This is a genomic window from Allofranklinella schreckenbergeri, from assembly GCF_003703475.1.
Classification (GTDB): Bacteria; Pseudomonadota; Gammaproteobacteria; order Burkholderiales; family Burkholderiaceae_C; genus Lampropedia; species Lampropedia schreckenbergeri.
In genome coordinates, this window is record NZ_RDQM01000016.1 from 24,635 (window position 1) to 45,801 (window position 21,167).

Consider the following 21,167-nt stretch of genomic DNA (forward strand, 5'->3'; position numbering starts at 1 on the left):
AGGGCACACGCAAGGTGCAAGGCAGACGCGATCAAGCGCCTTTGGCAGCGGCCATCTGGGCGGCCACTTCGGCGGCGAAATCATCCACCTTCTTCTCGATGCCTTCGCCCACGACATAGAGCGTAAAGCCTTTGACGGAGGTGTTTTTCTCCTTGAGCATCTGGCCCACGCTTTGCTTGTCGTTTTTCACGAAGGGCTGATCCAGCAGCGAGACTTCCTTGAGGTATTTGGCCACGGCGCCATCGACCATCTTCGCGGCGATGTCGGCAGGCTTGCCCGATTCGGCCGCCTTGCCCTGGGCCACAGAGCGCTCTTTCTCGATCAGCTCGGCAGGCACATCGGCGCTGGAGAGCGCCACGGGCTTCATGGCGGCCACGTGCATGGCCACATCCTTGGCGGCAGCCTCATCGCCATCGAACTCCACCACCACGCCGATGCGCGTGCCGTGCAGGTAGTGGGCCAGCTTGGTGTCGGCAAAACGCACGAAACGGCGCAGGCTCATGTTCTCGCCGATCTTGCCGATCAGGCCTTTGCGCACTTCTTCCAGCGTGGGGCCAAAGCCGTCTTGCTCATAAGCGAGCGCGCCCAGCGCCTCGATATCGGCAGGGTTGTGCTTGGCCACCAGATCGGCAGCAGCATTGGCGAAAGCCAGGAAGCTGTCGTTCTTGCTCACGAAGTCGGTTTCGCAGTTGACTTCCACCATCGCACCCGTTGCGCCTTGCATCGCCACGGCGATCACGCCTTCGGCGGTCACGCGCGAAGCGGCCTTGCCCGCCTTGGTGCCGAGCTTGATGCGCAGCAATTCTTCAGCCTTGGCCATGTCGCCATTGGCTTCCACCAGGGCTTTCTTGGCCTCCATCATGGGGGCATCGGTCTTGGCGCGCAGTTCGGCCACCATGCTTGCTGTCACTGTCATTGGGTTTCTCCAGTCGGGGATTTCAAAAATGTCAAAAAAACACAGACCTGCCACGGTGCCACCGCCAGCGCAGATACAAAAAAAGGGGCCTCTTGCAACGATGCCCCTTTTGGGTTGCGCCCTGCGGCCCTGACGGGCCTGGCAGCGCCAACAGGTCTTGCGGGACGCTTATTCGGCAGCTTCTTCTTGCACTTCCACGAATTCTTCTTCGCCGGCAGCCAGCTTGGCGACTTCTTCCACGGCGTTGTTGCGGCCTTCGATGATGGCGTCGGCAATGCCGCGCGCATACAAAGCCACGGCCTTGGCCGAGTCGTCGTTGCCAGGAATCACGTAATCGATGCCTTCGGGGTTGTGGTTGGTATCGACCACACCGACCAAAGGAATGCCGAGCTTGTGCGCTTCAGACACGGCGATCTTGTGGTAGCCCACATCGATCACGAAAATCGCGTCGGGCAAAGCGCCCATATCCTGAATGCCGCCAATGTCGCGCTCGAGTTTTTCGATCTCGCGCGTGAACATCAACTGCTCTTTCTTGCTCATGGCCTCCAGGCCAGCTTCTTGCTGGGCCTTCATGTCCTTGAGGCGCTTGATGGAGGTGCGCACCGTCTTGAAGTTGGTGAGCATGCCGCCCAGCCAGCGCTGATCGACGTAAGGCATGCCAGCGCGCTTGGCCTCCTGGGCCACGAATTCGCGCGATTGGCGCTTGGTACCGACGAACAAAATGGTGCCGCGATTGGCCGCCAATTGACGCACAAACTTTTGCGCCTCCTGGAACTTGGGCAGCGTGGCTTCCAGGTTGATGATGTGGATTTTGTTGCGATGACCGAAGATGTAAGGGGCCATCTTGGGGTTCCAGAAGCGCGTTTGGTGGCCAAAGTGCACACCGGCTTCCAGCATTTCACGCATGGTGACGGACATAAATAACTCCAAAGGTTGATTTCCAAGACGGGCCGCCACTGCACTCGACTCATTTTCGCAACCGAAGCACAGCCGAAAATGAAGCACAGCACCCAGGGATGAACCCGTCTGCTATTTGTTTTGCGCGGCGAGCGCCCAAAATCCGGGCTATCGGCGGCAAAACCCGCGGATTCTAGCATACTCGCCCCATGATGCCTGCTCACACCCCCTCCCCGGCGCATGCGGCCGAGGCCGCCCACGGGCGCTGGCGCCAAGCGCTGGCGGCAGCCCACAGCCCCATTGGCCAGACGGCGTTTCGCAGCGTGGCTGCCGACGCGCCCGTCCCTGCCAGCCCCGCCCACGTGCCAGCGGCCGCCCAACCGCTGCAAGACTGGCTGGTTTCGGTCAAGGATTTGTTTGACGTACAAGGCCAAGTCACCGCCGCTGGCTCGCTGGCGCTGGCCGATGCGCCTGTTGCCACGCAGCATGCGGGCGCGGTGCAGCGCTTGCTGGATGCCGGGGCGCACCTCGTTGGGCGCACCCACATGGTGGAATTTGCCTTCTCGGGCATGGGCTGCAACCCGCATTTCCCGCCCCTATGGGCCGTTGATGCCTGCCATGCCCCGCGCGGCGCGCTGTTTCGCGCGCTGGAGGCCGAACATGTCAGCGGCGGATCCTCCTCCGGGGCGGCCCTTTCGGTGGCGATTGGCGCGGCCGATATCGGACTGGGTTCGGATACCGGCGGCTCCATTCGCATTCCGGCCGCCTTCAATGGCCTGGTGGGCTTTAAAAGCACGCAAGCCTTGGTGCCGCTGGATGGAGCGCTCCCGCTCTCGCCCACGCTGGACACGGCTTGCGCCATCACGCGCGATGTGCGCAGCGCCATCCGTGCGCATGAGGCGCTGGCGGCGCGCACCGTCACGCGCAGCCCGGCGCCGCTGTCCGCCTGGCGCCTGGCGGTGGTGCGCAATTACTTTTGCGAAGGGCTGGATGCGACCACGCAAACGGCCTTCACGCGCAGCCTGGACGTTTTGCGTCAAGCCGGTGCGCGCATCACCGTGCTGGATTGCCCGCCCCTGGACCGCCTGGCAGAAATGGCGCGCCTGGGCAGTTTTGCCGCAGCGGAAAGCTACGCCTGGCACCAGCCGCTGTTGGCCCAGAAAGCCCTGATGTACGACCCGCGCGTGCGCCAGCGCATCGAAGCGGGCGCGGCCATGTCTGCGGCCGACTATCTGCGCCTGCACGCTCTGCGGCGCGCCTGGCAAGCCCAAATGGCGCAGGCGTTGGGCGGATTCGACGCCGTGCTCAGCCCCACCGTGGCCATCACCGCGCCGCTGCATGCCCAGGTTGCGCCCGGCGCTGCGCGCGACGGGGCTTTCTTCCAGGCCAACGCACAGGTATTGCGCAACACCAGCGCCATCAACATGCTCGATGGCTGCGCCATCAGCATCCCCTGCCATGCGCCGCAAGAGCTGCCCGTCGGGCTGATGCTGTGGCACGGCGCAGGCCATGACGACGCCATCCTCAACATCGCGCTGCTGGCCGAAGCGGCCTTGGCGCACCAATGGTCGGGAGAATCCCATGAGCCGTGAGCACGACACCATCTGCACCGAGGCCGAAGTCAGGCAACTGGTTGTGCAGTTTTACGCGCATGTGCGCGCCGACGCGCAACTGGGGCCGGTGTTCGAGGCCCACATCGACGACTGGCCCCAGCATCTGGAAAAGCTGATCGATTTCTGGTCCGGCCTGCTGCGCGGCACCACACGCTTTGAAGGCTCGCCCATGTCGCGCCACATCGCCTTGCCCGATTTGTCCTCCGCCCTCTTTCGCCACTGGCTGGCCTTGTTCGAGCAAACCTGCCTGGAAACCGGCAACCCACGCCTGCACGCCAAGGCCACGGAAATCGCCCACCGCGTGGCCAACCGGCTGTGGAGCGGCTACCAGCGCGTGCATCCCGAGGCGGTTTGAAGCTATCCCAAAAATATCAATCAAAGGAAAAACATCATATTGACTATCATACCGAAATAGCGCAATTTAATTTCCTTTGATTGGTAATTCTCACGACAAAAAGGCCCCGGAATGCGCCTTGCATCCTGGGGCCATGACAAATAACGGGGCACGCGGGGGATGCGCGCGCCAATAGACCGCATCAGGCCCGAATCAGGGCCGCATCAGCCTTTGCGACGGGCCTTGCCCTGGTTTTTACGCGGCGCATCGAAGGCGGCAAAGCGGGCGGCGGCGCGCTCCTGGCTACGGCCGTAGCCCTGCTCACGCGGGCGCGCCGCTGCGCGCTCGGGGTGTTCGCGGCGGCGCTGGAGGCGGTGCTCATCGCCCTCCCAACGGCCTGGGCCTCGCGCCTCGGTGCGGCGTTGGTCAAAACGGCTCTCGGCTCCGCCTTCCCGCCAGTCCTCAAAGCGCCCTGCTGCCCGGCCTTTGCCGGGACGGGCGTCGAAGCGCTTGTCGGCCTTGTCAAACGCTTGCCCGGCATCGAAACGCTTGCCCCCACGGCCCTGCGGGCGGGCGTCGAAGCGGCTGCTGCTGTCGCCGTAGCCGCCAAAGCGCTCGCCACTGCGGTCATCGAAACGCGCGCGGCCGTGGCCACCTTCGGCGTTGCGCTCGCGGTACTCGCGGTAGGGGCGGTGGCTGTTGCGGCCATCGCCTCGGGCCGATGGGCGGCCTTGGCTGCGTCCGCCCCGCCCTTGGCCTGCCGGGGCCGGACGCCAAGGCGCAAAGCGCTGGCGCGGCTCCAGGCCGGGCAGGCTGTCGATTTCAAACGGCTGGCGGGTGAATTGCTCGATGTCGTAAATGCGGCGGCGGTCGCGGAATTCGGCAAAGCTGATGGCCAGGCCGTGGCGGCCCGCGCGGCCGGTGCGGCCGATGCGGTGGGTGTAGTCCTCGCTTTTCATCGGCAGGCCGTAGTTGAAGACGTGGCTGATGCTGGGCACGTCGATGCCGCGCGCGGCCACGTCGGTAGCGACCAGGATGTGCACGCGCCCATCCCGCAGCGCGGCCAGGCGGCGGTTGCGCAGCCCTTGCGGCATGGCCCCGTGCAAGGCGACGGCACTGAAACCGGCTTGCTGCAAGTCTTCGGCCAAGGCGTCGCATTCGATTTGGGTGCTGGCAAAAACGATGGCTTGCTCGATGCTGGCATCGCGCAGCCAGGCGTCGAGCAGTTCGCGCTTGTGTTCGCTGCTGTCGGCCCAGAACAGTTTTTGCGTGATGTCGGCGTGTTTTTGCTGGGCGGAGGCGACTTCGATGCGCTGCACGTGCGCGCCGCCTTCGTGCATCACGCGCATGCCCAGTTGCTGGATGCGCGGCGCAAAGGTGGCGCTGAACATCATGGTCTGGCGGCGCGCGGCGGTGAGGTGGTGGATGGCTTCGAGGTCTTCGGCAAAGCCCAGATCCAGCATGCGATCGGCCTCATCAACCACCAGGCATTGCACTTGATCAAGCACGAGCTGGCCGCTGCGCTGCAAATCCAGCAAGCGCCCAGGCGTGGCGACTACGAGCGCCGCGTTTTGCAACTGGGCGACTTGTTTGGGATAGGGCAAGCCGCCGATGACGCTGGCCACGCGCACGCCGCGGCAGTGCTGGAGCAAATCGATGGCATCGCGCGCGACCTGGGCGGCCAGCTCACGCGTGGGGCACAGCACCAGCGCGCCGGGCGTGGCGGGCTCAAAGCGGCGGTTGAGCGGGTTTTTGCGCTTGGGCTTTTTGGGCGCAGGCTGGCCTTGGGCCAGGGCCTCGGCCACGCGCTGCTCGAAGGCGGCTTGCTCGGCGGCCTTGCGCGCTTCGTGCGCGGCAATCAGGCTGTGCAGCACGGGCAGCAAAAAGGCTGCCGTTTTGCCGCTGCCGGTTTGGCTGGAAACCATCAAATCGCAATAGCCCTGCCCTTGGGCATCGGCGTTTGGCCCAGCGCCTTGCATGGCAAAGGGGATGGCTTGGGCTTGCACCACGGTGGGCTGGGTGTAGCCCAGCTCGGCCACGGCTTGCACCAACGCAGGGGCCAGGCCCAGGGCGGCGAAGGCCGAAGCATCGGCAACGGGGGTATCGGCAGAAGCTGGGGTGGCGAAAGCGGCATCCAGCACAGGCGCAACCAGAGCGCCCGCAACGGGGGCTGGGCGAGAAAAATCAGTCATGGGTGAGAAAAAGAAAAGTCCCGCAGCCCGCCGGGCAGGAGCCGGCTGGGCCAAACGTGGATGGAAAGAAAAACATCATCCATCCAACAGAAGCGGGCATGCGCGGCGCGTGATTCCCGCCTGCGGCGGGGGCGTGGCATGCCAGGGGGCGGTCCTTGTCCGGGGGCGGCGCGCCGAGCAGCGGTTGCTGCATGGGCTTGCTGCCACCCGCCATCACCCAGCGAGATAGAAAGATGTGCATCAGCCCCTGCCAGCCGGCGCCTGCAAGGCAGGCTGTTGTGATGCTGGAGAAAGGGGCGTGGCCTGCCTTGTCTGCGCAGTCGCACAGGGTAAGGCTTGCTTCAGGCCAAGGGGCGGATTGTCGTGATTTCCGCCCTGTGCGGCAAGCGTTTTTTACGCTGATTTCTATTTACAAATCAAAGGAAATATCACTTTATACCCATCTTGCCGAAATAGGCATGTTTTATTTCCTTTTGATTTACCAATCAGGCAATGCTGCGCACTTCTCCGGCGCCAAACAGGTTGCTGATGGCGCGCGCGGACAGCTCGGGGTACTCGGGGTGGCTGCCCACGTCCTCGCTGTAGTGCCAAGTCATGGCGCATTTGCGGCCTGGGGCCAGCGCCACTTGCACGGTCGGCTCCCCTTCGGGGCCGACTTGCAGTTGCGCGGCGGAGGTGATGAACACGTATTTCAAATCCTGCCCCAGGCTGGCGAGCAGCTCGTAATCCCCTGGCGCGGCGCTGATGGTGATGGCCGCTTGCAGCGATGCGCCGAGCTGGCCGCTGGCGCGCACGGTTTCGATCTCCTTGTTGGCCACGTCGCGGATGGCGCGGATGCGGCCCCACTTGGCGAGCAACTGGTCGGCGCTGGCGGTGACGGGGATGTCGTAGAAAGTCTCGATGAAGATGCTCTCGCTCTGGCCGGGGGCGAAGATGGGCCAGGCCTCCTCGGCGGTGAAGGAGAGGAAGGGCGCCATCCAGCGCAGCATGGCGTGGGTGATGTGCCACAGCGCGGTTTGCGCGCTGCGCCGCGCCAGGCTTTTCTCCTGGGTGACGTAGAGCCGATCCTTGAGCACGTCCAGATAAAACGCGCCCAGCTCCTCGGAGCAATAGACCTGCAATTTCGCCACCACGGGGTGAAATTCATAGACGTGGTAATGCGCCAGGATCTCGCGCTGCAAGGCGGCGGCGCGCGCCAAGGCGTATTGGTCGATCTCCAGCATTTGCTCCAGCGGCACGGCGTCGCGCGCGGGGTCGAAATCGCTGGTGTTGGCGAGCAAAAAGCGCAGCGTGTTGCGGATGCGGCGGTAGGCATCGACGACGCGGGCAAGGATTTTCTCGTCGATGGCCAAATCGCCCGAGTAGTCGGTCGAGGCCACCCACAGGCGGATGATTTCCGCGCCCAGCTTGTTGCTGACCTGCTGCGGCGCGACGGTGTTGCCCAGGGATTTGCTCATCTTCTTGCCCTGGCCATCGACGGTGAAGCCGTGGGTGAGCAGGCCCTTGTAGGGTGCGCGGCCATTGAGCGCCGAGGACAGCAACAGCGAGGAGTGGAACCAGCCGCGGTGCTGGTCGTGCCCTTCCAGGTACAGGTCGGCCTCTTGACCGCTGTGGTGGCCCACGGCGGCGTGCGTGCCGTGCAGCACGTGCGAGAAGGTGGAGCCGGAGTCGAACCACACATCCAGCACGTCGTTGAGCTTGTTGTAATGCGGCGCGTCCTCAGGGCCGAGGATGTCCTCGGCGCTGGCGCGGCTCCAGGCCTCGATGCCGCCTTGCTCGACGATGGCAATGGCCTGGTCGAAGATTTCCATGGTGCGCGGGTGCAGCTCCTCGGTCTCCTTGTGCAGGAAGAAGGGCAGCGGCACACCCCAGTTGCGCTGGCGCGAAATGCCCCAATCGGGCCGGTTGGCGATCATGTCGTGCAATCGCGCCTTGCCGTTGGCGGGGTAAAAGCTGGTTTGCTCGATGGCAGCCAGCGCCGTCTGGCGCAGCGTCATGGGCGGCTGCTCCTGGGCAAACAGGCCCTGGCCTTCGTCCATGCGCACAAACCATTGCGCCGTGGCGCGGTAGATCACCGGCGATTTGTGGCGCCAGCAATGCGGGTAGCTGTGCGTGATGGGCTGCGTGGCCAGCAGGCGCCCGGCGAGCTTGAGCGCATCGAGGATGACGGGCACGGCCTTCCAGATGTGCAGGCCGCCAAAGAGCGGGAAGTCCTGCGCGTACACGCCGCCCGCTTGCACGGGGGTGAGGATTTCGTTGTGCTTGAGGCCGTAGCCCAGGCAGGAATAAAAGTCGTCCACGCCATAGGCGGGCGCGGAGTGCACGATGCCGGTGCCGTCCTCGGCAGTGGCGTAATCGGCCAGGATCACGGGCGAGAGGCGGCGGTAGCCCGCATCGGCGTCGTAAAGCGGGTGCTCGAAGGGCAGATCGGCCAGGGCTTTGCCTTGCGCGGTGGCGATGACTTCGCCCGTCAGGCCAAAGCGCTCCAGGCACTTCTCTACCAGCACGCGCGCCAGGATCAGATAGCCCCGGGCGGTATCGACCAGCGCGTACTCGATCTCGGGGTGGAGGTTGAGCGCCTGGTTGGCCGGGATCGTCCAGGCCGTGGTGGTCCAGATCACGGCAAACGCATCCTTGGCCGCATCGGGCAGGGCCGGCAGGCCAAAGGCCGCGGCCAGGCGGGCGCGGTCGTGGGCCTTGAAGGCCACGTCCAGCGTGTCGGATTTCTTGTCGGCGTATTCGATCTCGAACTCGGCCAGCGAGGATTGGCAATCAAAGCACCAGTACACGGGCTTGAGGCCGCGGTAGAGAAAGCCGCGCTCCATCACCTTTTTCAGCACGCGCAGCTCGCCCGCCTCGTTGGCGTAGTTCATGGTTTTGTAGGGCTGCTCCCAGTCGCCCAGCACGCCCAGGCGCTTGAAATCGGCCATTTGCTGGGCGATTTGCTCCTGCGCAAAAGCGCGCGCCTTGGCCTGCATGTCGTCGCGGCTGAGGTTGCGCCCGTGCAGCTTTTCAATTGCGTTCTCGATCGGCAGGCCGTGGCAATCCCAGCCGGGCACGTAGGCCGCGTCAAAGCCTTCGAGCTGGCGCGATTTGACGATCATGTCCTTGAGGATTTTGTTGACCGCGTGGCCGATGTGAATCTGCCCGTTGGCATACGGCGGCCCGTCGTGCAGCACGAACAGCGGCCGCCCCTTGCGCGCCGCGCGCAGCTTCTGGTAGAGGCCGCCTTCTTCCCACTGCTGCACCCATTGCGGCTCGCGCTTGGGCAAATCGCCGCGCATGGGGAAAGGGGTATCGGGCAGGTTGAGCTTGCTGCGGTAGTCAACAGGGGTGGAGGCCGGGGTGCTGTGATCGGACATGGTCAAAAAAAGCCCGCGCCGCAAGGCAGGCTGGGCAGTGAGGGGCGACAAAAACAAAAAGGGGGCGATTTTAGAGCGTGTTCAAAGTCTCGGCGCGAGTGGGCAAGAAGCGGTTTGGGATGGACGGCAAGGCGCAGAAATTGCCAACAGGGTTTTTCCTGATCCCCAAACGACGCAAAAACGGCTTTGCAGCATTTACATCGACATACGAGTTGTTACACTCCTCCTCATGAGAGTCGATGCCATGCCATTCATGAACGCTCCCTTGCAGGCGAAAAGTTTTCGCCTGTTCTGGCTTCTCTCATCGCTCACCCGGCCCCGCCTGTTCGCGTCGCCGGTTTTTTTGTGCCCGTTGCCTGCCTGCGCTGATCAGCCCTGAGCGACTCAAAACCAATCAAGGAGGAGCCTCATGCCCATCCCCCCTCCATTACGCCACCGCTCCTTGAGCGCTGCTGCCCTGAGTCTGGCGCTGGTTCTTGCTGCCCAGGTCGCCAGCACCGCCACCCAACCCGCTGCGCCTGCCGCATCGCCCATCAGCGTCGCCACCTGCGTCGCCCAGCCCCTGCCCAGCGGCTGGCAGGACATCCAGGCCGTCTACCTCGCCTTCTACCTGCGCCCCGGCGACCCCGCCGGGCTGCGCTACTGGGCAGAAAAAGCAGGAGGCGACATCACCACCATCCTGGCCGACTTCGGCCACTCCGCAGAAGCCAAGCGCCTCTACGGCGACATCACGCCAGAAACCATCGGCGATGCCATCGACAAGATTTACCAGGCCCTCTTTGGCAAAGCCCCCGACGCCCCCGGCAAACAACACTACATCGACGGCTACCGTGACGGGCGCTACAGCGCCGCCGACCTGGCCTACCGCATCCTGCAAGGCGCGCAAAACGACGACAAACGCGCCATCGAGCACAAACTGGCCGCCGCCGACTTCTTCACCCGCACCGTCGATACCGACCTGGACGGCAAAGACCAGCAAGTCACCTATGTGCAAAAAGACGAAGAAACCGTGCGCCAATGGATGCGCAGCATCACCGCCGCCAGCGCACCCACGCCCGAGCAAGCACGCCAATTCGTGCGCGACCACGTCGCCGCCGCCAGCGACCCCCTGCGCAGCCAGCCCCAGCCCAAACCTCGCTGGCTCAGCCTCACTCCCGGCCAAGCCCCAATCGGCCAAGCCACCCGCTTCACCATCCGGGGCCAACACCTGCCCAGCACCGCACGCCTGAACATCGGCGACGCCCAATGCGACGCCCCCGCGCAAGTGCAATGCAACGGCAGCGGCTTCACCCAAAACTGCACCTTGGGCGGCGATGCAGGCAAACGCACCATCACCGTGCAAATCGCAGAAGGCGGCCAGGCCATCGACCGCAAAACCATTCAAGTCACCAGCCCGGCCCCCAACCCTGAACCGCAGCCGCCCCAACCCACCCCCATCCCCAAACTCGACAGCATCATGCCCTGGCGCGTCGCGCTCGGGCATGCCACCGTCTTTACCGTCAAAGGCCGCGATCTGCCCGCCACGGCCACCCTGCAAATCCCCGAAACCCGCTGCACAGCCCCCACCGACGTGCAGCCCGATGGCAGCGGCTTCAAGCAAAGCTGCACCCTGAGCGGCCAGCCAGGCCAACGCCCCGCGCGCGTGCGCACCGATGAGCAGGCCAACGGCGGCACACTCATCGACGGCGTCTATACCGTGACCGCCGAATCGCTCACACCGACGCCGCCTGCACCGACGCCGCCCGCGCCGCCCATCACCCCCACTCCCCCCACCGGCCCTGGTCAACGCGATCTTTCCGTCTTCGAGCAAGCCAGCGCGTTGCCGCGCTTTCTCAGCCATCCGCAACTGGCAGCGCGCGTCGGCCAGCCTTGGCAGTATCAGGTCAGCGCGGCGGATCGCGAGGGCCAAAGCCTGCCCGTGCACATCGTGGCCGCGCACAGCCCGGCGGGCCTGCACATCAGCGGCAGCGCGCCCGATCAAACCCTGCACTGGACGCCGCCACAGGCGGGCCTGCACACCATCACCTTGCAAGTGCGGGATGCGCAAGGCCAGGTGCAGCAGCAAAGCTTTGTACTGGGCGTGAGCGACGAAACCCGCCTGCCCGCCGACCCCAAACAGCGCGCCACGCCCCTGCCAGAGCACGTCTTCACCCCGTTTGCCGATAGCACGCGCTTTCTCTACACCGGCGCCGACCCCATTCAGCAAGGCGTGAGCGCCCCCATGGATCCGCTGCACGCGGCCGTGCTGCGCGGCCAGGTCAAGGGCCGCGATGGCGCGCCGCTGGCGGGCGTGCGCGTGCAAGTGCAGGGCCGCCCGGAATTCGGCCACACCCACACCCGCGCCGACGGCTGGTTCGACCTGGCCGTCAACGGCGGCGGCTGGCTCACGCTGCACTACGAGAAGACCGGCTACCTCAGCGCCCAGCGCAAGGTGCAAACGCCCCGACGCAACTGGGCCTATGCCGATGACGTGACGCTCATCGCTCTGGACGGCCAATACAGCCAGATCGACCTGCAACGCAACGAACTGCAAATCTACTGGGGCGGGCTGAATCAGGACGAACGCGGGGCGCGGCGCACCGCCGTCGTCTTCCCCGCAGGCGTGCAGGCCAGCGCCGAGCTGCCCGATGGCAGCCTGCGGCCCTTGCAACGCCTGACGGTGCGCGTGACCGAATACACCTTGGGCGAGCAAGGCCCGCAAACCATGCCCGGCGCGCTGCCGCTGTCGGTGGGCTACACCTGGGCTGCCGACTTTTCTGCCGACGAAGCCCGCGCCCTGGGCGCGCGCCACCTGCGCTTTGACCGCCCCGTGTACGCCTACACCAGCAACTTCATCGGCGCGCCCGTGGGCACGGCCGTGCCTGCGGGCTGGTACGACTTTGAGCGCACGGCCTGGATTGGCGCGGACAACGGGCGCGTGATCGAAATCCTGGGCATCGAGAACGGCCGCGCCCAGTTACGCGTCAGCCAGGCCCAGCGCCCGGCCACAGCCGCCGAGCTGGCGCAACTGGGCATTGGCGAGGACGAGCTGCAAGCCCTGGCGCAGATGTACCCGGTGGGCGAGCAGCTCTGGCGCACCCCGATGGCGCACTTCACCCCTTGGGATTGCAACTGGCCCTGGGGGCCGCCCAAGGACGCCTCACCGCCGCCCGATGACGATCCGCCAGATCCCAATGATCCTTCTGGCCCCGGAAGCTCTCCGCCCGACCCCGGCGACCCGGACAACGAGGAACAGGACGAAGAGCACGAAGACGTGGAATGCGGCTGCGACATCTACGTCAAGCAGCGCGCCGTGGGCCAGGGCATCGCCCTGCCCGGCACCCCCTTTGAGCTGTATTACCGTAGCGACCGCCCCCTGACCGATCCAACGGCGCCCCATCCCACCGTACCGCTGCGCAAGAGGCTTAAATCACCAGAAGCCTCCCTGCATGCCAATTTTCGCTATGCCGAGGTGCAGCACCAAATCGCGGGCCATCGCCTGCTGCAAAGCTGGGATCCTGCGCAATGGGTCGCTGCAACGCAATTCGTGGAACAGCAATGGAATGGCACCGACATCTATGGTCGACCCGTCCGCACCGCCTTTGCACAGCTGCACAGCAGCGTCGCCTATGGCTATGCCGGGGTGTATTACAGCGTCAGGGCCGACTTCACCCGCGCTTTCGAATCTATCCAGCTCGCAGCAGGCGGGGAATCCAGGCTCTCTTTTGCAGGTGACAGGAGTGCTGCCAGCCCGACCATTAAGCTTCACCTCGACTCAGCGCCACGCTGGATCAAAGTGCCCACAGCCAATCCGGACCTTGCCCAGGCCCACGCCGGCGGCTGGGCCCTGCGCGGCCTGCGCCTGTACGACCCCGAGGCGCAAATCCTCTACGAATCGGGCAGCCTGCGCAAAGGGCGGCGCCTGCCGCCGAGCACGCAAACCGTGCCCAATGCGCACATCGCCAGCGGCAATGCCCGCCTGCTCAGCGATGGCGCGCTGCTGGCCAGCCAGGGCCACCAGTTGCAACGCTACGCCGACACCCAGGGCACGGCTGCGCCCACCGTGTACGCCGGCCAGGCCGAGGCCGGCTTTGCCGGCGACGGCGGCCCGGCCAGCGCCGCCCGTTTTGACCGCCCCCGCGTGCTGGCGCAAGGGGCGGACGGCAGCATCTACGTCATGGATGCGGGCAACCACCGCCTGCGCCGCATCGGCCCCAATGGCCTGGTGCACACCGTGGCTGGCAATGGCCAACCCACCCCGGTCAACTCGCCCTGGGATCAGCCCGTAGTCGCCACGGCCAGGGGCTTTGACGCCCAGTCGCTGGCGGCCCTGCCCGACATGAACCTGCTGGCCGTGGACAAGCAGGGCCAGCTGCTGCAACTGACGCCCGGCGGCCTGCTGCACCGCATTGATCTGCCGGAAGGAGCCGGCCTGGCCACGAACGTCGTTGCAGGCCGCCAGGGCCAAGCCTGGATTGCCACCAACACCGGCCAACTGTACCGGCTTGATGCCGCAAGCCTGCGCCATGTGGGCGATGCACTCCATTTCCCCGGCGCTGTGGCTGGTCCAGGCGATGAGGTGCTCGTGCCCATGGGCAGCCAAGTCTGGCGAGTCAAAGCCTCCGGCAGACGGCAGTTGCTTGTCCATGCGCAGCAAAATGAACTGCGCCACGACACCCTGCTGGGCTACGCCCCCGATGCCGGCCTGCTCAGCCTCTCCAACACCCGACTGCTGCGCACCTCTGCCGGCTTGCCCCAGCTCGGCTCCAGCCAGGCCGCTTACCGGGTCGGCCGCCCCGACGGACTGAGCTACGACGAATTCTTCGGCAACGGCCTGCCCAGCGCCACCAGACACGCCTTGACCGGCGCCACGCTGGCCCGCTACAGCTACCAGGGCGGCTACCTCAACAGCGTCAGCGACGCCTTTGGCAACACCGTGCAACTGCAACGCCAAAACGCACGACTGGTGCGCGTAGTGGGGCGTGATGGCCAGGTCAGCACGCTGGATTACGACGCTCAAGGCCGCCTGGCCCGTGTCACCCTGCCCGGCGGCATCACCCACCGCATGCGGTACGACGAGCGCGGCCTGCTCACCGAATACCACGACCCGCGCGGCGGCATAGATCGCTTCAGCTACGACGCGCAAGGCAAGCTGCTGCGCAACACCGCCCCCGATGGCAGCGGCTGGCAACTCAGCCGCGCCGAGGACAACACCATCACCGCCACCACCGCCATGGGCCGCAGCAAAAGCGTGCGCCAACTGGCGAAAGGCCCTATCACCGAGCAAATCCGCATCGGCTTTGATGGTCTGCGCTCCAGCACCGTCATCGACACCGTATGGGGCCAATCCACACAAGAGCACCCCGATGGCACAAGCATCCAGCGCCAGCGCATTCCGGACCGCGTTTTTGGCAGCATCGCGGCCACAGAGAACATCGACCTTCACAACGACTCCCTTCACCTGTACAGCAACACCAATCGCTCAGGCCACTGGAACGGACAGCACTACACCAGTTGGAACAGCGCCAGCACATCCAACGACGCCACCTGGCGCAGCCAGTTCAGCCATGCCGACATGCAACTGCGCCACACCGATGCCGACGGCCACAACACCGACATCGCCGTCAACGCCCAAATGCAACCATTGCACTGGCACACCGCCAGCGGCGCGTATGCCACGCTGGGCTACGACAGCCGTGGTCAACTGGAGGACGTCCGCCTCTCCGCCCCAGACGTGCCCGAGCGCCGCAGTCACATCGCCTATCACCCGCCGGGCCAGCCCGGCGCAGGCCAAATCGCCCGTTTCACCAACGCCCTGGGCCAGTCCACCCATTACCGCTACGACCCGGCCGGCCGACCCGCGCAAACCACCCTGCCCGATGGCCGCAGCATCCGCTACGACTGGGACGCCGCCAGCAACCTGCGGGGCCTGCACACCCCGGCGGGCAACCACCACCAGTTCCACCACAACAGCGCCCAGCAAGTGGGCCGCTACGACGCTCCAGGCAGCGCTACCACCACCCACTGGCAATACGATGCCGAGCGCAAGCTCACCAGCGTGCGTCGCCCCGGTGGGCAGGACATCCGCCTGAGCTACGACAGCGCCGCGCGCCCCAACCGCATCACCACCGATGCCGATACCACCACCCTGAGCTACAACGCCCTGGGCCAGCTCGCCAGCACCGGCAACGCCACCCAGCGCATCACCTACGAGCGCAGCAATGGCCTGATCACCAGCGAGCACTGGGAAGGCGCCATCCAGGCCCGGCTCGACACCCCCACCGACAGCCGCGGCCGCCCCACCGAAATCGGCCTGCTTGCGGGCGCCGAGCACATCCAACTGCCGCTGCACTACAGTCCATCAGGGCGCTTGCAGCGCATCGACCAAACCTGGCTGCACTACGGCGCGCACGGCCAGCCCGTAAGCCTGCATGGCCCCTGGGGCAGCATCACCCACCAATACAACGGTCTGGGCGAGAGCCTGCACACCCGGCACATCGCCAGCGCCAATACCGCCCAGCCCCAGGCCGAAGCCACCCGCCAGGCCCTGCTGGCCGGGCTGGGCGCGCTGCAAGGCGCGCTGGACGAGCGCATACGGCAGATGAACACCTGCCGCCTGCGCGGCTGGCAGGTTCATGGCCTGCTGCCCGGCAGCTCGGAAATCATCGACTGGCACTGGCAATACGACCGCAGCGACATGGACGAGGTCGAGCGCCAGGAACTGATCGCCCAATACGGCCCCGCCCAATACCGCGAGCCCGACTACTGCCTGGATGTCGTCAAGCGCCACATCGAGCATCTGCACTACCTCGCCCAAGCCCCGCTCTCACCCTACGGCTGGGGCGAACAACTCGCCAGCGAGCTGACCCGCTTGCAACAAGCCACCGCAGGCGGCGCTGCGGGCGTGGCCAGCCTGAGCTACAGCAACGATGCCGCCGGTCTGCTCACCGACGCCACCAGCTACAACAGCCCCGCCATTGAGGCCCATTACCAGGCTTTGCAGCAACTGCTCCAGCAGTTGCAGGCCAACCAGTTGCACTGGGGCATCCCTGCCGAATACCAATACCAGCGCGACGCCCTGGGCCGCATCAGCAGCTTGCATGAGCGCCTGCTTGACCAGCAGCGCCAGCACCACTACGAATACGACAGCAGCGGTCGCCTGCTGACGCATACCGTAGACGGCCAGCGCACGGAGTGGGCCTACGACGCCAATGGCAACCGCACCCATAAAAACGGCCAACCCATAGCCAGCTACGACGCGCAAGACCGGCTGCTGACCTGGAAAGACCAACACTACAGCTACAGCCCAGCGGGCGACCTGCAAGCCAAAACCAGCGCCGCAGGCCAGACCCGCTACGACTACGACGCCCTGGGCAACCTGCGCCAAGTGCTGCTGCCCGGCGGCCAGCGCATCGACTACGACATCGACCCCCTGAACCGCCGCATCGGCAAGCGCAAGAACGGGCAGCAGCAATACCGCCTGATCTACCTGGACGACCTGCGCCCCCTGGCCGAACTGGACGCCCAAGGCCAGCTGCGCAGCCTGTTCATCTACGCCGGCCAGGGCAACGCCCCCACCCTGATGCTCAGGGAAGGCAAAACCTGGCGTCTGATCGCCGATCATCTGGGCAGCATCCGCCTGGTCATCGACGCCGAGACGGGCCAGATCGGCCAGCGCATCGACTACGACGCCTGGGGCCGCGTCACCCACGACAGCCAGCCGGGCTTCCAGCCCTTTGGGTTTGCGGGCGGCCTGTACGACCCAGACACCGGCCTGACCCGCTTTGGGGCAAGAGACTACGACGCAGAAACGGGCAGATGGACGGCCAAGGATCCCATTCTGTTCGATGGTGGGGATTCCAACCTCTATGGGTATGTTTTGCAGGATCCGGTGAATTTTGTGGATCCGAGTGGATTGGCGAATAGCGGTTGGAGAGGACCACGCTTAATTCCTTATTCGGAATGGAGAGAGCCGACTCCTGTGATGATTTGCTTCAGACCTGTGGATATCGATGGTTTAGGATTTATTAGAAAATTTATTCCATATCACGCATGGATAAAAACCCCAAACCTAGAGGCAGGCATGGGAGGCGAATGTGAAATCCCAGGCCAACAGTGCTCAGACAAACCATACAGTCAGACGGTGGTGAAGGATCACTCTGGACAATCTGAATCTGACGATGCCTCGTGCATACCGACGTCACCCACCATCGACATAGATTGCGTAGAGAGAAAAATTTCAACAGGCCAGCCTACAGGTAGGTGGACGCCTCTCAATCAATGCCAATCTTTCGCCTACAGCGTGATTGATTCGTGCAGGAGGTAGTATGAAAAAGATTTTTACCTCCCTTATTATTATTATTGTTGGATTATTTGGTTTTTATATAGCCTACTTTTACGCCTGGCTAATCACCGCCAGCCCCAATATAAATGAAGCCATTAAGACACGTTACGAAACCATTGCCTCCATGCTTGCTCCATTATCATTATTTATAATAATAATTGGATTTTTTATATTCATTCGATCCGCGCTAAAAATAATCAAAAATAAAAATCCGAATAAAAATCAGTAAAACCTGCCCATTCCCAACCCAGCGCGATGATCCATCATTCGTGTCAGCACCGGTACGAATCGGGCCAGATCGGCCAACGCATCGACTACGACGCCTGGGGCCGCGTCACCCACGACAGCCAGCCGGGCTTCCAGCCCTTTGGGCTTGCGGGCGGCCTGTACGATCCAGACACCGGCCTGACCCGCTTTGGCGCAAGAGACTACGACGCAGAAACGGGCAGATGGACGGCCAAGCACTAGGCCCGGTGGTCGGCGGCGTAGCCGCGTGTGTGCTTGCTGGTGTATGTACTTTCAATGAAAAGGATGAATCCAATTCATCTGAACCTACTCCCCCAGTTCCTATTCCTGAAGATTGGAAGGGCGATACCTGCCCCGCTCCCGATTGGACTTGGTCTGGACCAGATGAGCCGGGTGGAGAAAGAGGAGCGTGGATATCTCCCGATAAAAGACATAGCTACCATGCCGATAACGATCACCCACCGCCAATAGGGCCTCATGTAGATTGGAACGACAAGTTGGGTAATCGACGTTGGCGGATATTTCCTGACGGAAAAATAGAACCGAAGTGAGACTCTAAATCATGACAGAATTTTTTCAAAAAAAAATGGATACTACAAATCATTTCCCATATGAAATGGTTGAACTCGATTTCCAGAAAACCCATAAATGGGCACTTGATAAATTAATCAACGGCCCTTCTCTTGGAGTATCAAGAAAATTATCCCGTAAACTAACAAAAAATAATTTTTCATTTATCACATTCTTACCCAATAAAACCCCAATATTATCAATTTATAGCTTCAAGCATTCATTTGGCGACTTCTCCTATGAATCAGAATGGAGAATGATTAATTTTTTAAAATCAAAAGGAAAGTCAAAAAATATTTTACTTTGCGAAGATTGGACTATGCAGCGCAGTGCTCTGAATTTTCAAAATGGAGTATGGCATGATCATAATTTTAAGGAAAAAATTTTATTGCAAGACGAAGATTTCTACTGCTACGCCACCATAGACGAATTTCTTGCATGGAAAGTCCCATCTAAGCTAAATGGCTCCGCTTGCTACACATTTCAAGGATTTTTATTAAATAAAGAAATTATTATAAAAAACCAAGAAGTAGCAAATGATTTTATATCACATCTTATTGAAAATATAGAAGCAATTTTGTTTTTTGGCGTTTACGATGGAGAGGGTTGTATAGCAGCAATTAATCACAATAAAATAAATGGCGACAATCGTGAAAATCAGACTCGCCCACGCATAAATGCTGATACAGGGAAATAGGCCAACACATCAACTACAACGCTTGGGGCCAGATCACCCACGACAGCCAGCCGGGCTTCCAGCCCTTTGGGTTTGCCGGTGGCCTGTACGATCCAGACACCGGCCTGACCCGCTTTGGGGCAAGAGACTACGATGCCGAGACGGGCAGATGGACGGCCAAGGATCCCATTCTGTTCAATGCGGAGACACCAACCTCTATGGCTATGTGTTGCAGGATCCGGTGAACCTCAAAGACCCCAATGGCCTCATCGCACCCGCCATTGCGATAGGGATCAGAGTTGTCGGAGGTATTGCCGCAGGGAGCGTCATTAGAGTAGGTGCCGCTCGGGTGTCAGCTTCCCACATCAGTAGATTTATAGCTTGTGTATTAGTCGGGTCTTGCACTTTTAACGAAGACGCAAATGAAATCCCTGATCCAAATGATGTTGTTCCCGGGGGGGCCGTGGGAACCTAATCCAACTAATAGAAAGGGGAACTTCCTTGGACCCAAAGAGCCCGGTGGCGGGCGTTCTCAATGTCAGTGGGTTCCTCGCTTCGGAGAAGGTGGTCCTCCTGGCAGTGAAGGTTACTGGAAAGTCAATACTCACGGGAAAAAGGGATGGATCCGTTTTAATAGAGAAGGAAACCCTATAACTCCCGAACAAGCACACCTTGGATTGAATTCCATGAAAGGAATTTTCAGATGAATCAAGTCCTTATGTATTACGACTGCGAAGTCATAGATTTTCTATCTTCTTCGGGCTTTACAATCCTGAAAAACGGAGTAATAAAACCATCAAAACAAAAGCATGATGAAAAATCATCCTCCTACTACCCGAATCTAAACGCCATCAATCTTTATGCATTATGTCGCGAAATTTCAAAATGGCTTAATCCTCACGATTTTTTTGTATTCTGTATAGACAATTACACTCCAATAATAGAGGACGAGGTAGAAATAATTAATTCCATACTTGGAGAGAAATCAAATTTCAAAAAAACAAATGGGGCAATAGTAAGAAAAGATCCGAAAATAGAAAATCACATAATATCAAGTCTATCCCTGACGGTTTATTTTTCTTTAATTTTCTGCTGGAATTCATATTTATTTTCAGACAAAACAACAAAAAGAAGGATTGAATTAAAAGATGGGGTTATTATTTTTTATGAAAATGAAAAATCCAATGAAAGCAGCGCCGCCATAATTAAAAAATTTCAGCCATACGATAATCAAATGTAGTTTCTAGAGGTTGTTATGGACTTTGTCGACAAGCAGTACTGGATTTGGGTACAAGGCCAACCTGTCTCGTGAGCCTCAAAATTAAAGGGCTTAGAAAAGAGCAGAGTGGGCCTATGACGCAACGGCAACCGCACCCACGAAAACAGCCAGCCCATCGCCAGCTACGACGCGCAAGACCGGCTGCTGGCCTGGAAAGACAACCAGTACACCTACACCCCTGCTGGCGATTTGCTGACCAGAACGTCCCCGCAGGGCCAGACCCGCTACCAATACGATGCCCAGGGCAACCTGCGCCAGGTGTTGTTGCCTGGCGGCCAGCGCATCGATTACGAGATCGATCCTTTGGGTCGCCGTATCGGCAAGCGCAAGGACGGGCAGGTGCAATACCGCCTGATCTACCTGGACGACCTGCGCCCCCTGGCCGAACTGGACGCCCAAGGCCAGCTGCGCAGCCTGTTCATCTACGCCGGCCAGGGCAACGCCCCCACCCTGATGCTCAGGGAAGGCAAAACCTGGCGTCTGATCGCCGATCATCTGGGCAGCATCCGCCTGGTCATCGATGCCGAAACGGGCCAGATCGGCCAGCGCCTCGACTACGACGCCTGGGGCCGCGTCACCCACGACAGCCAGCCGGGCTTCCAGCCCTTTGGGTTTGCGGGCGGTGTATTGACCTAGTGAAAACCTGCTCAGGAGTTAACGTTGAAGGAAACGACGATGAGCACCCTGATGGAAGACGACATCAAGCGCTGGACGGCCAAGCGTAAAACGGCCCTGGTCCTGGACATCATCCAAGGCAAG

General features: G+C 61.9%; 14 protein-coding genes and 1 pseudogene. 11 read left to right on the top strand and 4 right to left on the bottom strand.

Translation table 11 applies throughout. The features are described 5' to 3' along the window. Window positions 1–31: 31 nt before the first annotated feature. Together tsf and rpsB are read right to left on the bottom strand one after the other, a co-directional pair. Window positions 32–916, bottom strand: coding sequence for a translation elongation factor Ts (gene tsf / locus EBQ26_RS11025; RefSeq protein ID WP_122239123.1), 885 nt, complete (start codon window positions 914–916; stop codon window positions 32–34). A gap of 168 nt (window positions 917–1,084) precedes the next feature. Beyond that, the gene (gene rpsB / locus EBQ26_RS11030) at window positions 1,085–1,834 is read right to left on the bottom strand and encodes a 30S ribosomal protein S2 (protein WP_122239125.1); all 750 of its coding nucleotides are present in this window, start codon (window positions 1,832–1,834) and stop codon (window positions 1,085–1,087) included. Between the two features lie 191 nt (window positions 1,835–2,025). Here rpsB and EBQ26_RS11035 point away from each other — a divergent pair, with 191 nt between their 5' ends. Further along, the gene (locus EBQ26_RS11035; protein WP_390614195.1) at window positions 2,026–3,405 is read left to right on the top strand and encodes an amidase; all 1,380 of its coding nucleotides are present in this window, start codon (window positions 2,026–2,028) and stop codon (window positions 3,403–3,405) included. Continuing rightward, window positions 3,395–3,781 carry a group III truncated hemoglobin gene (locus EBQ26_RS11040; RefSeq protein ID WP_122239129.1) on the top strand — a complete coding sequence of 129 codons (387 nt, stop codon included), beginning with the start codon at window positions 3,395–3,397 and terminating at the stop codon, window positions 3,779–3,781. The genes EBQ26_RS11035 and EBQ26_RS11040 overlap by 11 nt, the downstream gene beginning before the upstream one ends. A gap of 203 nt (window positions 3,782–3,984) precedes the next feature. Here the strand turns inward: EBQ26_RS11040 and EBQ26_RS11045 are convergent, their stop codons facing one another. Both EBQ26_RS11045 and ileS read right to left on the bottom strand, forming a co-directional pair. Next, window positions 3,985–5,952, bottom strand: coding sequence for a DEAD/DEAH box helicase (locus EBQ26_RS11045; RefSeq protein ID WP_122239131.1), 1,968 nt, complete (start codon window positions 5,950–5,952; stop codon window positions 3,985–3,987). Between the two features lie 485 nt (window positions 5,953–6,437). Next, window positions 6,438–9,314 (bottom strand): isoleucine--tRNA ligase, encoded by a 2,877-nt coding sequence (ileS, locus tag EBQ26_RS11055; RefSeq protein WP_122239153.1) that lies wholly within the window; start codon window positions 9,312–9,314, stop codon window positions 6,438–6,440. On the opposite strand from ileS, the gene EBQ26_RS12750 reads away from it, so the two are divergent. The 9 genes and pseudogenes from EBQ26_RS12750 to EBQ26_RS11090 all read left to right on the top strand — a co-directional run. Beyond that, window positions 9,313–9,693, top strand: coding sequence for a hypothetical protein (locus tag EBQ26_RS12750; protein ID WP_147474053.1), 381 nt, complete (start codon window positions 9,313–9,315; stop codon window positions 9,691–9,693). The two genes, ileS and EBQ26_RS12750, sit on opposite strands and share 2 nt — an antisense overlap. A gap of 30 nt (window positions 9,694–9,723) precedes the next feature. After that, the gene (locus tag EBQ26_RS11060) at window positions 9,724–17,619 is read left to right on the top strand and encodes an RHS repeat-associated core domain-containing protein (RefSeq protein ID WP_122239135.1); all 7,896 of its coding nucleotides are present in this window, start codon (window positions 9,724–9,726) and stop codon (window positions 17,617–17,619) included. Window position 17,620: 1 nt separating this feature from the next. Continuing rightward, window positions 17,621–17,866: a hypothetical protein gene (locus tag EBQ26_RS11065; protein ID WP_122239137.1), complete on the top strand. Its 246-nt coding sequence runs from the start codon at window positions 17,621–17,623 to the stop codon at window positions 17,864–17,866. A gap of 26 nt (window positions 17,867–17,892) precedes the next feature. Further along, on the top strand, window positions 17,893–18,105 hold the full coding sequence (locus EBQ26_RS11070; protein WP_122239139.1) for an RHS repeat-associated core domain-containing protein: 213 nt from the start codon (window positions 17,893–17,895) through the stop codon (window positions 18,103–18,105). 340 nt (window positions 18,106–18,445) lie between these two features. Continuing rightward, entirely contained in the window at window positions 18,446–19,150 is a 705-nt protein-coding gene (locus EBQ26_RS12755; RefSeq protein WP_147474054.1) for a hypothetical protein, read from the top strand. Between the two features lie 8 nt (window positions 19,151–19,158). Next, entirely contained in the window at window positions 19,159–19,374 is a 216-nt protein-coding gene (locus EBQ26_RS13200) for an RHS repeat-associated core domain-containing protein (RefSeq protein WP_390614196.1), read from the top strand. Window positions 19,375–19,832: 458 nt separating this feature from the next. Continuing rightward, complete coding sequence (locus EBQ26_RS12760; protein WP_147474055.1) at window positions 19,833–20,369, top strand: hypothetical protein; 537 nt, start codon at window positions 19,833–19,835, stop codon at window positions 20,367–20,369. A 228-nt stretch (window positions 20,370–20,597) separates the two neighbouring features. Next, window positions 20,598–21,044, top strand: coding sequence for an RHS repeat domain-containing protein (locus EBQ26_RS11085; protein ID WP_238944329.1), 447 nt, complete (start codon window positions 20,598–20,600; stop codon window positions 21,042–21,044). A 39-nt stretch (window positions 21,045–21,083) separates the two neighbouring features. Beyond that, window positions 21,084–21,167: pseudogene (locus EBQ26_RS11090) on the top strand (DUF1153 domain-containing protein); the annotation flags it as partial.